The organism is Rappaport israeli (assembly GCF_001888055.1).
Taxonomy (GTDB): domain Bacteria; phylum Pseudomonadota; class Gammaproteobacteria; order Cardiobacteriales; family Cardiobacteriaceae; genus Rappaport; species Rappaport israeli.
Window position 1 is genome coordinate 1 of the sequence record NZ_LXHZ01000010.1, and the last position, 13,466, is coordinate 13,466.

Genomic DNA, 13,466 nt, shown 5'->3' on the forward strand with positions numbered 1-13,466 from the left:
CAGTGTGCAGTGTGCAGTGTGCAGTGTGCAGTGTGCAGTGTGCAGTGTGCAGTGTGCAGTGTGCAGTGTGCAGTGTGGGAATTATGCGCGCCGCCAATGCGCAATGTTTTATTTTTAGGCTGTTGCGCGCATTGATTGATTGAGTGGGTATTGGGGGGCGGTGATTTAGTCGATATGTTGCACTATTTGGCGCACTATTTCGGCGGAATGTTTACCTGCTAGGGTGATGAATTCTTCGAAACTATGCGAGGCGTGCGAGGCGGTGGAGGGTGGGGTTAGGCGGTGAGCCAATTGTGTTCGGCGATGTATTGTATGAGGATGCGGGTGGGTTTGGGGAGTCCTTTGGCGAGTGCTTGATTGAGGTTAAACCATGTATGAGGGGTGGGCAGTTGGCTGAGGATTTCTGGGGGGGGTGGTGTGGGGGATTGACCATAGGTAGGGGTGGATGTGGAGATGATAGTGGGTGAAGGTGTGTTTTAGGCTGGGTAGGGGGTGGAGGGTTGGGGGGGTGTTTAGGTGGTATTGGAGTTGTGTTGGGTCGGTGTATTCGGGAAAACTCCATAGGCTTTGCCAAATGCCGTGGCTTGGGCGTCGCTGGAGGAGGATTTTATTGTTGTAAATGGCTAAGAGCATGGTGGTGTGTTGCTGTGGTTTGGGGGCTTTTTTTTAGGCGCAGGGGGAGTTGTTGGGTGCGGTTTTGTTGGTGGGCTTGGCAGTCGTTTTGTAGGGGGCACTGGGGGCATTGGGGGGGTTCTTGGGGGTGCAGAGGGTGCTGCCTAGGTCCATGAGTCCTTGGGTGTAGTGGCGTAGGTCTTGTGGGTGGTGGGGGAGTAGGTTTTCGGCGAGTGTCCAGAGGGTTTTGTTGGTTCGTGGGTCGTTGGCGCTGATGTTGAGGGCGCGGTGGCGTATGAGGATGCGTTTTACGTTGCCATCTAAGATGGCTTCGCGTTTGCCAAAGGCGAATACGGCAATGGCGGCGGCGGTGGTGCGTCCTATGCCTTTGAGTTGTTCTAGCTGGTGGCGGTTTTGGGGGAATTGTCCGTTATGTTGTTGGAGGATTGTTTGTGCGCTGTGGTGGAGGTTGCGCGCGCGGCTGTAATAGCCTAGTCCACTCCAGAGGCTTAATACTTGGTCTTCGCTGGCATGGGCTAGGGCTTTGAGTGTGGGGAGGGTTTGGATAAAGCGGGTGAAATAGGGTTTGACGCTGGCGACTTGGGTTTGTTGGAGCATGATTTCTGAGAGCCAGATGTGGTAGGGGTTGGTGGTTTGCCAAGGGAGGTTATGGCGTCCATGTTGCGTTGCCATGCGATAAGGCGTGGGGCGAAATTATGCGGGGGGCATGATGTTCATGCGTTAATGGGTGCGGGTGGTTAGGGTGTGGAGTAAGGCTGTGAGATGTGTGCCTTGATTGGGCAGTTGGGCGATGGCTTGGGCGGCTTGTTGGCTATGATGAATGGCTTGGGCGCGACTTTGTTGGAGTCCAAGGTGGCTAATGTAGGTTTGCTTTTGCTGTGCGGCGTCTTTGCCTGCGGTTTTGCCAAGGGTTTGGCTGTCGGCGGTGGCGTCTAGGATGTCATCGATGATTTGATAGGCCAGTCCAAGATGGGTGCCTATTTGCTCAAGGGTTTGCTGATGCTCGGGGTAGCTGGCGGCAGGTAGTGCGCCTAGATGGAGGGCGGCGGTTATGAGGGCGGCGGTTTTACCTTGGTGAATGCGACTTAGGGTGGGGAGGTCGATGCTGTTTGTTGCTGTGTGTTGAATATCAAGCATTTGACCACCAACCATGCCTTCGGCACCTGCGGCCTGAGCAAGGCGGGCAATTTGTTTTAAGATGATGTGGGGGCTGTTTTGGGTGCTGGGGGCGCTTTGCGCTAGGATGGCAAAGGCTTGGGTTTGGAGTGCATCGCCTGCAAGGATGGCGGTGGCTTCGTCAAAGGCTTTATGGTTGCTGGGTTTGCCGCGTCGCCAATCGTCATTATCCATGGCGGGGAGGTCGTCGTGAATGAGGGAGTAGGCATGTAGGCATTCAATGGCGGCAGCAGCGGGGTCAACTTGAGCGCGCTCTAGGGAAAAATCTTGCGCGCACGCGTAGACGATTTGGGCGCGTAGGCGTTTGCCTGCCTTTAATGTGCTATAACGCATGGCTTGTGCAAGACGTGCGTTGTCTTTAGGCAGGTGCTGTGCAAGGATGGTTTCAATGTGGGCAAGGAGTGCGGTCATGGTGTTAATCTTTGGGCTTAAAAGGGGAGGTCATCGCTTTCAAAGTCATCATCCTCTTCTTCATGGCTGGAGTGGGCTGGACGGGGGGAGGTGGATTGGGTGGTAATGTTGGCGTCGCGGTTGCTGGCGCCCGTCTCGGTGTCAAAGAGGGTTAGGGTTTCTGTGCCATCTTTTTGCTGGCTCAATATGCTAATTTTCTGCTCAGCTTCGTTTAACGCTTGTTGACATTGGCGCACAAGCGCAACACCTTCTTCATACGCTTTAAGGGAGGCTTCTAGCGAAAGTTCGCCGTTTTCCATTTCGCGTACGATGCTTTCTAGGCGCTTTAGATGTTTTTCATATTGTTCAATGGCATTATCAGTCATGGTTTTTCCTTAAATTATTGAATTTCATCAAGTATCTGCATTAGGCTTTGGTAGCGCTGAGGATGGATTTTCTCCTCTTTTAGCGCGCTTAACACGGCACAATCGGGTTCGTGGCGATGGCTACAATCATTAAAACGGCAGGCGCTGGTATAGACGGCAATATCAGAAAACCTGCCATAACCGCTTCTTTAGATAAATGCGCAATATCAAATCCACGTACGCCAGGGGTGTCAATCACCGCACCATCTGGCAGATAGGGATAACGACGCAGATTGGTGGTGGTGTGGCGTCCAAGTTCGGTGGCCTCGGAAATCGCTTGAATCCAAATCTCTACATCAGGAATTAAATGCGCAATCAAACTTGATTTCCCAACACCTGATTGCCCACAAATAACGGTTTGTTTTCCGCTTAGCCATTGAACAACAGGCTCTAGTCCTGTTTGCGTTTGTACGCTGGCATAAAAAATAGGGCAACCCAATTCAGCATAGGGCTGTAGGCGCTGGCTAAGGGTTTGTTGGGCGCTTTGCTCTAGCAAGTCTATTTTATTGCACAAAATCCCTACCGTAATCCCCGCCTCACGCGCAGCGATTAAATAGCGGTCGAGTAAGCCAGATTGCCACTGTGGTTTAACCGCTATCACAATTAGCAATTGGTCAACATGGCTGACTAACGGCTTTAACTCTCGACCTGACCATTTAGAGAGCGTATGGCTTCTGGGCAATATTGCCTCAATGACTGCTCTATTGTTTTTTTTAGAAATCAGAACCTTATCATTACAAGCAATCATGCCAGTTTGTTTGCGCCAGTCCGCTGTTAATAATTGCCCTTGATGTGAAACCATCACCTCAAACCCTAAATGCGATACCACCACTCCCACCGCATCAGCCTCATAATCACGCAATTTATCCAGCCGATTGGCGCGAATGCGTCGCTGTTGTTGTTTATTTAATTTTGCGCTCATTGCGCCTGATTTTTTTCTTTAAAAATATCGTCAATCGCCTGCTGTTGCCCTGTTTTAGCGTCCTCTCCATAAAGTTGTCGCCAGCGATATTGCAACCAGCTATCTCTCACCAACAAATATTTATCGCTAACATCACCTCCAAGAGCATTTTCTGCATCCAATAAATTAGCGCGTTTTTGCGTGTACTTTAGCGCAACTAGTGGCACCTTCACTTTTTCAGAATTAATATAAGTTAGAGGTTCAAATAACATCATATCCACCCCCTGCCCCACACCATCGCGCAATGTTGTTGGCCCTAAAAAAGGCAACACTAAATAAGGCCCTGATTCCACGCCATAATGATTTAATGTTGAGCCAAAATCCTCTTTAATTTTAGGCATACCCAAAGGCGTTGCCACATCAAACAAACCGCCTAAACCAAATACCGTATTGTTAATTACCCGCGCCAATACCTCTAACGACTGCTCAAATTTCAACTGCAATACACTATTTGCAAACGACCCTATATCCTCTAAATTGCCAAAAAATGCATTAACACGACGCTCTCCCGCATCTGGCATAATTGCGCGATATCCAGTTGCAAGGGGTTTGACCACCGCCGTATCTATCGCATCATTAAAAGCAAATACCTTACGATTCATCGGCTCCCAAGGGTCATAAGAATAGCCATTTTCATCTATTGCGCTGGCACAACCTGACAGCCACAGCATTCCCAGCAATACCAAGAACCCCTGCCATTTCATTTTACATATCCGCATTAAACCCACCCTATCTCTTCTTAATAATTGCCGACTCATTAATTACAATTTGCCCTTCGATAATCACGTCTTCTCCCTCTTCCTTATCATCTTCATTTTCTAGATAAATATCGCTTTGCAAATAATGCTCTTTAAAATAACTTAGAAAAACATTAATCACCGCAGCAGCAGGTAGCGCCAACAAAATCCCCATAAAACCAAACAACTGACCGCCTGCCAATACTGAGAAAATCACCGCCACAGGATGCAAGCCCGTACGGTCGCCTACAAACATTGGCGTAAGCAATACCCCCTCAATCATCTGTGCCACCGTAAACACCACCACCACTCCAAAGGGATGGACAAAATCCTGAAACTGAATCACCGCCATCAACCCAGCCAAAGCAATTCCCACAATCAATCCCAAATATGGCACAAAACTCACAAACCCTGAAAATATCCCTAAAATAATCGCCATATCCAAGCCCACAATGGATAATCCAATAGCATAAATCACACCAAGCGCCAGCATGACAAACAACTGCCCCCGCAAGAAACCGCCCAACACCTCATCTGAGCGCCGTGCTAACTCCTGCACCGTATCATAATAATCACGAGGCACCAGCTCATTGAGTTTGGCAATCAAAATATCCCAATCACGCAACAAATAAAACGTAACCACAGGAATTAAAAATAAATACGTCGCCGCCGTAACAATCATATTGGCAGGCTTTTTCAACCCAGATAACAAATCTTGGAACACCGTTGTTGCACTACCCAAATTATCTTTTAACGCTGCCTGCAAGCTATCAAAATTAAACTGCTCCAAATCTAAATGCAAAAACCGCTCTGTTTGAGGCAAAATCGTCGTCTTTATCCAGCCAATATAATCAGGAATTTTTGTCATCAACCGCCTAATTTGCTCATCTAACGTTGGGATTAACACCAACACACACACCACCGTCGCCATCGTCAACATAAAAAACACAATCACAACAGAAAGCGTGCGCGATAAACGCAACCGCTCCAACCTATCGGCTAGAGGATCGCCCAAATAAGCCAATAATGCCGCTACCAAAAAGGGTGTAATAATTGGACTAAGTAAGTAAAATATCGTCGCCATCACGATACAAAAAGTCAGCCAAAACATTCTCGAATCTTTCATGCAAGCCACACTAAAACAAAAGGGGCGCTATTGTATCAAAGGCGCCAATGATAGTATCGACAAACTCAAGGAAAATATGAATCATCTCACCACCATCACCGACTTCATCCGCCATGCCTGTAGCCAATTTACCAGCGCAAATCTTTACTACGGCCACGGCACCGACAACGCCCTAGATGATGCCGCAGCGCTTGTTTTAGGGTTGTTAAATCTTCCCTACGACCTCCACCCTCAATATTTTAGCGCCACCCTAAGCGAACAAGAGCGCCAACAATTACTAGAAGGCATCGACCAACGCATCCACAAGCGCTTACCTGTTCCCTATATCACCCACCGCACCCTCTATGGCAATGTTGAATTCTACATCGACCAGCGCGCCCTAATCCCTCGCTCCCCCATCGCCGAACTCATCGAAAACAACCTAGAACCTTGGTGGCAGCACGACTCCCCGCAAAATATCCTCGACCTTTGTTGTGGTAGCGGATGCCTAGGCATTCTCGCCAAACTCTACAACCCACAAAGCCAGCTCACCCTAGCTGATATTGACCCACAGGCGCTAGAAGTTTGTGCCATCAATGTTAAGCGCCATCATCTAAATCACGACCCCAACCTACAAATCATCCAAAGCGACCTTTTTAGCAATATTAAGCAACGCTATGACTGGATTATTTGCAATCCTCCCTACGTCGAAAATGCCGAAATGGATACCATCGCTGCTGAATACCACCACGAACCACGCCACGCCCTGACCTCAGGCGAAGATGGGCTTGATTTCACCCGTGCCCTTTTAAAACAAGCCAGCCAATATCTAACAGAGCGCGGGCTCCTTATCCTTGAAGTTGGCATGAGTTGGTCACAACTTGAGCAGGCATATCCCCAAATCGATTTTGATTGGTTGAGTTTGAAAGGGGTGGCGAAGGCGTTTGTATTATTAGCGCTGATGAACTCCATGCATGGCAACTGGCTCAACTCCTCTAGCCTTAGCTCATATCACGCCCTAGATTCCACAGCATTATTTTGCCCATAAAAAACAGTCGTCATTGAATAAAAATGACGACTGCCTGAAAAGATTAAAAACTATGCTGATAACGCTTTATTGACCAGTATGAGCCTCAACATCCATTGGCACTTCCATCACCAAAATACGGCTGTTTGCCTCAATCTCAATATCAAAAGATTCCACATCCCAAACGCCCAAGCCGTCTCTGGTGTCCAGCACTTTGTCGCCAATTTTGGCTTTACCTTCAATAACAAAGATATAAGCCCCATTGCCTTTGTCTTTTAGGGTATGGGTTACGGATTTTTGGCTGTCAAATTTGCCCAAGAAAAACCAAGCGTCTTGATAAATCCAAACACCTGCATCATCAGCATTAGGGCTTAGCACTTGCGACAGCTCATTGGGCTTAACAATATCTTTTAAGCTGATTTGCTGATAGCGTGGTTCAACACCGCGTTTTTTGCTTAAAACCCAAATTTGCAAAAATTTAACCGCTTCATCTTCGTTAGCGTTCATTTCGCTGTGGGTAATGCCTGTGCCTGCCGACATTACTTGGATATCACCTTCACGAATTATGCTGCCATTGCCCATACTGTCTTTGTGTGCCAAATCGCCTGATAGGGGAATGCTGATAATTTCCATATCTCTATGTGGGTGAGTGCCAAAGCCTGTGCCCCCTTTGACGTTGTCGTCGTTAATCACACGCAACACGCCAAAATGAACCCGCTCTGGGTTGTGGTATTCGCCAAAGCTGAAGGTGTGGCGGCTTTTTAACCAGCCAAAGTCTGCTTTGCCACGGCTTTCGTTTTGATGGTAGATGGTCTGCATCTAGTACTCTTACAGCTTAAATTTAAACAATGATGATAGTTTTTTATATAACTTTAAGCCTTTTGGATTAACAAATCCAAATATCCAATACAGTCTCTATGCTGGACTGGTTATTTGCTTTTAATGGGGCGCATCGAAGTGTTTTTCAAGGGCTAAGACGTCATTTCTAATTCTAGAAAATAAACCGCCTAGCTTAATTTAGTAATACGTAGGCAAAAAAAAACCACCTCTTGCGAGGTGGCCGTCGCTGCAATGTGTGGTGGTCATCCAGCGACTGTGCTTCATATGGGGTTATGAAGCAGGCGCTATTATAGCACAAGAATTTCATAAAAAAAAGCCTTTCGCTTAAAAAAATAAAAAGTTAATTCTATGCGCGGATAGACGCCTTACGAAAATACACATTTAGGCGCTAAAACAGCCGCTTTTGCAAGCTTATCCTTTAGCGCCATTCTCTTAGAGAACATACTCACAACATTAAAGATTAATATCAAGTAGCAACCCATCTCCAAGCGAAAATAACAGCTCAAATCCGTTTTTATTTTTAAAACCTTAATTATTCCACGGTTACTGATTTGGCTAAATTCCGTGGCTGATCCACATCTGTGCCTTTTAATAACGCCACATGATAGGCAAATAATTGCAATGGAATAACAGCAGCGATACTTGCGGTCATCTCTTCTAGTTCGCCTAAATCAATGAGTTGTGTTTGTGCATTCAATGCGCGTTTATCCACGCGTGAATCAGCAAATAGAATGATTTTTCCGCCTCTTGCTTGTACTTCTTGCAAATTGCTCATCATTTTTTCTGCCAAATGGTCGTGCGTAATCAGCGCAATCACTGGCATGGAATCATCTACCAATGCCAATGGCCCATGCTTTAGCTCCCCTGAAGGATAGGCTTGCGCTTGTATATAAGATAATTCTTTTAGTTTTAGTGCGCCTTCAGCAGCAATGGCAAATCCTTCACCGCGCCCTAAAAATAGGCAAGCACTTTTATCGCGCAAAGATTTCGCCACTTCTGCAATGCGTTCATCTAATGCCAACATCCGTTCACAAAAACTTGGCAAGCGCTCAAATGCTTGCACAAGCGCTGGATTTATTGTTTTGTCTTGCGCCTGTTGGATAAATAAACACAAAATATGCAAAGCGACTAACTGAGTTACAAAAGCTTTGGTTGAAGCCACGCCAATTTCACGCCCCGCCCGAGTTAGCAATACATGCGAACTAGCGCGCACTAAAGCGCTATCTGGCACATTACACACCGCAAGATAATCAAAATAATCTAGCTTTTTGGCTTTTTCTAATGCCGCTAGCGTATCGGCGGTTTCGCCTGATTGAGAAATGCTCACAAATAGCGTCTTAGGCATCACCGCCACTTCGCGATATAAATATTCACTCGCATATTCAACATTGGTACGAATTCCCGCGCGCTCCAAATGCGATTTAATCACCAATCCTGCATGATAACTTGTTCCGCAGGCAATAATATCTATTTGTTGCACCTTCGCTAATGCCTTTAGAAATTCTGGTGCAAAAGCTTGCGTTTGCAACATTCCATGATGAATGCGACCTTGTAGCGTCTGCGCAACCACCTCAGGCTGTTCAAACATCTCTTTTTGCATAAAGTGCTTATAACGTCCCTTACCGATTAAATCGGCGCTTTGCTCATTTTCTACGCACTCACGCTCAACAGGTTGTTGCTGGGCATCATAAATTTGCCATCCATCCCCCGTAATTTCTACCGTATCGTCTTCTTGCAAATAAACAAAACGTCTTGTAACGGGCAACAACGCAAAACTATCTGAAGCAACAAAATACTCTCCAATCCCCAATCCCACCACCATCGGCGACCCATGACGGGTTGCAATAATTCTATCTGGACAATCCACGGCAAACACCGCCAAAGCAAATGCCCCATTTAATTGACTAACCGCCGACTGCACCGCTAATCGCAAATCACCGCCATTATGCAAAAACGCCTGATGAATCAAATGCGCCACCGCCTCACTATCTGTATCAGAGGAAAACTCATACCCCGCCTTTTGCAATTGCTGGCGAATGTCTAAATAATTTTCAATAATCCCATTATGTACCACCGCAATTTGATTACTACTGGTATGAGGATGGGCATTTTTTTCACTTGGCGCGCCATGCGTTGCCCAGCGTGTATGCGCAATTCCTACTCGTCCTTGCAACTGCTGTTGTCTCACCTTGTCCACCAAACTCGCAACCTTTCCCGTTGCACGACAGCGATTTAAGCCCGAATCATCAACAACCGCCACACCTGCTGAATCATAACCGCGATATTCCAAGCGTTTTAATCCTTCTAGTAAGATTGGCACAATATTGCGTTCTGTTACCCCTGCTACAATTCCACACATAGCACATCCTCATCCTAAAAACTAGCTCGCCATAGTAACAAAAAACCCCCTCTTTTTAGAGGGGGCACACATTGCCTTAATAATGATTTTATTTATCTAACTTTATTTATCTAACAAAGAACGCAACATCCATGCTGTTTTCTCATGTGTTTGTATGCGCACAGTTAACAAATCTGCCGTTGGTTGGTCGCCTGCTTCTTCAATAGCAGGGAATAACTCACGACAGGTACGCGCCACAGTCTCTTGCCCTTCGACCATCTCACGAACCATCGTATGCGCATCAGCGGTATTATCCCCTTCTTTAATAGTTGTTAATTTAGCAAATTCACTAAATGAACCAGGCGCTAAATGCCCTAATGCACGAATACGCTCAGCAATTTCATCTAACGCTGTGGCAAGCTCGGTATATTGCTCTTCAAACATTCCATGAAGCGCATTAAACATCGGGCCAGTAACATTCCAATGATAATTATGCGTTTTAACATATAAGCTATAGCTATCTGCTAACACACGTGATAAACCTTCTGCAATGGTTTTGCGTTGTTCATCGGACATGCCAATATTAATTTTCATACAATCTCCTTAAGTTTCAATTGAATTTATAAACCATTATAGACAAATCATGCTTTTTTATCAAACGACTTTTTCTTAATCAAACATCGATTGCAACGATTTTGTTGGTTGCAAATCTATTTTCTCTGGTAATAATCCTTGATGATAACTAGGGTAATGGCGCTGACGGTATTCATAAAAATAATGTTGATTTAAAAATAAATATAGACTCATCAATACACACGGCATCGCCAGCATCACCAAATAAATCTTTAACGAACGCCCCCGAAGCCCTGCAAAATCACGCAAAAACAATCCCAACAACAGCAACAAACCCATCACTGATAAAAGAAAAGCCACATATTCAAACCAATTTTGATTAAGTTGAAAATTAAACCAATACGCCGCTCTTTCGCTTAAATCCAAAGCCAGTGAAAACACGCTTACAATGCCCAACAGTGGGAAAAACACATAGCGCTTGCTAATCGCCCATAGCGTTGTTTGCAACAACCAAACCAACGCCCACATCACCGCGGTAAAATAAAATAATAATCGCAAATCCAACACATAACGCTGGTCTGTTTTTAAATATCCCAACCATAACGTTAGCGCCAAAGCACATAAAAACCAACCCATCGCCGCCAAAGGATGGGCGATAAATGCCCAGTAAGGGCGCGAAGAAATTAAAGAATTATTCTCTAAGTTTTTATTTTTTAATAGATTGCTCATTTTCTTGCCAAGTAATTTGTTTTAATAATGCAACGATGATGCGCTTGCCCAACTCCGTTTGCACCCCATTCATACCAATATCAATCATAAATCCTTGTTGCGCCTGACCAATTTCTGCCGCAACAAAACGTTGGTCATCAATGCTCTGCCCATCTAAGACAAAATCTTTGCTCGGTTGGCGACAAAACGTACTTTTAAACGTGCGTCCGCTGATTTCAATAAATTGACTTTGACAATCAAACTCCCCAAAATCTTTTTGCGCACGACGGCTAAAAGACAAGCGATAATAATCGCTATACAGCTGATAAAAACGCGCCCGCAAAATTGGCTCGCGCGCATAAAAATAACTGTAAGAATAGCCAAACTGCCCCATCGTCAAATTATTACTGATAAATGTTGAGCGGTCATTAAAACAACTCACCGACTCCAGCGCCAACAAATCATCCACATCCGCCTCAGGCGAACTATCCCAACATTTCACATCCTCGCGCACCGCCAGCGGTACCTGATACTCGCCAATGGTTGTCAAATCCCAATCTTGCGCCAACGCCTCTTCAAAATAGCGTTGATTATCAGCAAACAACTGCTGCGTCATCAACACATTCATATCCGTTACCCCCTCATCTTTTTGCTTAAGCAAATCTCTTAAATACATCGCAGGAATAACAAAACTAATATCATTGCCCTCGCGCAAATACGCCACATTCACCCCAATCACCTTGCCATCTTTAGCAAGCGTTGGACCCCCACTCATCCCCGAATTTAAGCTCCCAGAAAATAAAATTCGCGCCTGCGCGGTTTTTCTTAAAAGCCCATTATTAATGCCATCAACAATCACAAAACCCAAATCATGGGGATTGCCCAGCGCATAAATTTCCTCACCCTGTTTGGGAATCTCACCTAATTCAAACGCCTGCCCCAGCTTCTTATCTGCTTTAACCAGCGCCAAATCATGAATCACATCCACCCCAACTAATTGCAAAGACGACACTTCATCATTTAAATCCACCGCCTGCAACACATGATTATCCTTGCGCAACGCATCACTTACCACATGATAATTTGTTGCTAAAAAATGCCCATCATCCACCACAAACCCCGAGCCAATAGAAGTTTTCTGCCCCGTTGCCTGATTAATCACACGAATTTGATAAATACTTGGTTGATAATTTGCAAATAACGCGCTCACACTAAACGGCGCATCCATTACAGGCGCTTGCGCCTCTACTGTCACTGGTTGCGCCCTAACAAAACCCACCACCGCCATTATACAAAGCAATAACCAACGCATCCCCACCTCCTTAATTAAACCAAAACTACTTTTGCCAAACGCCTTTTGCCCACAGCAATCACACCAGCAAATCCTACCGCCAACTCCTGTGATTTATCCGTAACCTTCTCACCCTCAATCTTCACCGCACCCTGCTCAATCATGCGCAAACCCTCCGAAGTACTTTTCACCAAACCCGCCTCTTTTAACACATTAGCCAACGCCATTGTCCCTGCAACTGCTAATTCAACCGTCTCAATATCCTCAGGAATCTCATTTTTTTGAAAACGATTAATAAACGCCTGTTGCGCCGCCACAGCAGCGGATTGACTATGAAAGCGCGCAATCAATTCATGCGCCAACTCAAACTTCACATCTCGCGGATTATAGCCCTGCGCCACCTTCTTTCTAAGCGCCTTAATCTCTTCAAGCGGACGGAAACTCAATAATTCAAAATAACGCCACATCAAATCATCTGAAATCGACATAATCTTGCCAAACATCTCCTCAGGTGCTTCAAAAATGCCAATATAATTACCCAATGATTTAGACATCTTCTGCACCCCATCTAACCCCTCCAAAATTGGCATCGTTATCACCGTCTGAGGCGTTTGCCCATACTCACGCTGAATATCGCGCCCCACCAACAAATTAAATTTTTGGTCTGTCCCCCCAAGCTCCACATCCGCCTGCATCGCCACCGAATCATAGGCCTGCGTTAGCGGATATAAAAACTCATGCACCGCAATAGAGCGCCCTTCCTTATAGCGCTTATTAAAATCATCACGCTCCAACATTCTTGCCACCGAATAATGCGACGTCAAACGAATCATATCAACCGCCGTCATCTCATTCATCCACTGCGAATTAAACAGCACCGTTGTTTTTTCAGGGTCTAGAATCTTAAACACCTGCGCCTTATAAGTTTTAGCATTCTCTAAAATCTGCTCTCGTGATAGAGGCGGACGCGTTGCATTTTTACCCGAAGGGTCGCCAATTTGCGCGGTAAAATCGCCAATTAAAAACAACACCTCATGCCCAAGCATTTGAAATTGTCGCAATTTATTTAATACAACCGTATGCCCAAAATGCAAATCTGGTGCTGTTGGGTCCATCCCCAATTTCACACGCAAACGCTCTCCCCGCTTAAGCTTTTCAATTAGCGCCTCCTCGCCAATAAAATCCTCCACCCCACGTTTAATGAGTGCCAACGCATCTTGTAAATTGTTCATCATTCACCCTATCTGAAAAGTTAAAATAGC

The 13,466-nt window shown here is 45.7% G+C and carries 13 protein-coding genes and 1 pseudogene; 1 reads left to right on the plus strand and 13 read right to left on the minus strand.

The features are described 5' to 3' along the window. Positions 1 to 363: 363 nt before the first annotated feature. From A5N84_RS09795 to A5N84_RS02760, 7 genes and pseudogenes are all read right to left on the minus strand, one after another. Positions 364 to 633: an NUDIX domain-containing protein gene (locus tag A5N84_RS09795; RefSeq protein ID WP_143324797.1), complete on the minus strand. Its 270-nt coding sequence runs from the start codon at positions 631 to 633 to the stop codon at positions 364 to 366. A 33-nt stretch (positions 634 to 666) separates the two neighbouring features. Then, the gene (locus A5N84_RS09800) at positions 667 to 1,305 is read right to left on the minus strand and encodes an A/G-specific adenine glycosylase (protein WP_198923729.1); all 639 of its coding nucleotides are present in this window, start codon (positions 1,303 to 1,305) and stop codon (positions 667 to 669) included. A gap of 48 nt (positions 1,306 to 1,353) precedes the next feature. Then, positions 1,354 to 2,220 carry a polyprenyl synthetase family protein gene (locus A5N84_RS02740; RefSeq protein ID WP_072281186.1) on the minus strand — a complete coding sequence of 289 codons (867 nt, stop codon included), beginning with the start codon at positions 2,218 to 2,220 and terminating at the stop codon, positions 1,354 to 1,356. Positions 2,221 to 2,381: 161 nt separating this feature from the next. Continuing rightward, positions 2,382 to 2,585 (minus strand): annotated as a pseudogene (locus tag A5N84_RS13005) (exodeoxyribonuclease VII small subunit); the annotation flags it as partial. Positions 2,586 to 2,673: 88 nt separating this feature from the next. Next, entirely contained in the window at positions 2,674 to 3,546 is an 873-nt protein-coding gene (gene rsgA, locus A5N84_RS02750; protein ID WP_233119875.1) for a ribosome small subunit-dependent GTPase A, read from the minus strand. Further along, positions 3,543 to 4,289 carry an MlaA family lipoprotein gene (locus A5N84_RS02755; RefSeq protein ID WP_072281188.1) on the minus strand — a complete coding sequence of 249 codons (747 nt, stop codon included), beginning with the start codon at positions 4,287 to 4,289 and terminating at the stop codon, positions 3,543 to 3,545. Before A5N84_RS02755 ends, rsgA begins: the two co-directional genes overlap by 4 nt. A 25-nt stretch (positions 4,290 to 4,314) precedes the next feature. Beyond that, complete coding sequence (locus tag A5N84_RS02760; RefSeq protein ID WP_072281189.1) at positions 4,315 to 5,448, minus strand: AI-2E family transporter; 1,134 nt, start codon at positions 5,446 to 5,448, stop codon at positions 4,315 to 4,317. On the opposite strand from A5N84_RS02760, the gene prmB reads away from it, so the two are divergent. Continuing rightward, positions 5,447 to 6,475, plus strand: a complete 1,029-nt coding sequence (prmB, locus tag A5N84_RS02765; protein WP_233119876.1) for a 50S ribosomal protein L3 N(5)-glutamine methyltransferase — start codon at positions 5,447 to 5,449, stop codon at positions 6,473 to 6,475. The genes A5N84_RS02760 and prmB overlap by 2 nt on opposite strands. A 66-nt stretch (positions 6,476 to 6,541) precedes the next feature. On the opposite strand, the gene A5N84_RS02770 is transcribed toward prmB, so the two are convergent. The 6 genes from A5N84_RS02770 to tyrS all read right to left on the minus strand — a co-directional run bounded on the left by A5N84_RS02770 (position 6,542) and on the right by tyrS (position 13,436). Beyond that, positions 6,542 to 7,273 (minus strand): pirin family protein, encoded by a 732-nt coding sequence (locus tag A5N84_RS02770; RefSeq protein WP_072281190.1) that lies wholly within the window; start codon positions 7,271 to 7,273, stop codon positions 6,542 to 6,544. 553 nt (positions 7,274 to 7,826) lie between these two features. Beyond that, entirely contained in the window at positions 7,827 to 9,653 is a 1,827-nt protein-coding gene (glmS, locus tag A5N84_RS02775; RefSeq protein WP_072281191.1) for a glutamine--fructose-6-phosphate transaminase (isomerizing), read from the minus strand. A 102-nt stretch (positions 9,654 to 9,755) separates the two neighbouring features. Beyond that, on the minus strand, positions 9,756 to 10,226 hold the full coding sequence (locus tag A5N84_RS02780; RefSeq protein WP_072281192.1) for a Dps family protein: 471 nt from the start codon (positions 10,224 to 10,226) through the stop codon (positions 9,756 to 9,758). A 75-nt stretch (positions 10,227 to 10,301) separates the two neighbouring features. Further along, the gene (locus tag A5N84_RS02785; protein WP_072281193.1) at positions 10,302 to 10,934 is read right to left on the minus strand and encodes a hypothetical protein; all 633 of its coding nucleotides are present in this window, start codon (positions 10,932 to 10,934) and stop codon (positions 10,302 to 10,304) included. Next, on the minus strand, positions 10,912 to 12,225 hold the full coding sequence (locus A5N84_RS02790) for a S1C family serine protease (protein ID WP_072281194.1): 1,314 nt from the start codon (positions 12,223 to 12,225) through the stop codon (positions 10,912 to 10,914). Before A5N84_RS02790 ends, A5N84_RS02785 begins: the two co-directional genes overlap by 23 nt. A 14-nt stretch (positions 12,226 to 12,239) precedes the next feature. Further along, positions 12,240 to 13,436, minus strand: a complete 1,197-nt coding sequence (tyrS, locus tag A5N84_RS02795; protein ID WP_072281195.1) for a tyrosine--tRNA ligase — start codon at positions 13,434 to 13,436, stop codon at positions 12,240 to 12,242. Positions 13,437 to 13,466: the final 30 nt, after the last annotated feature.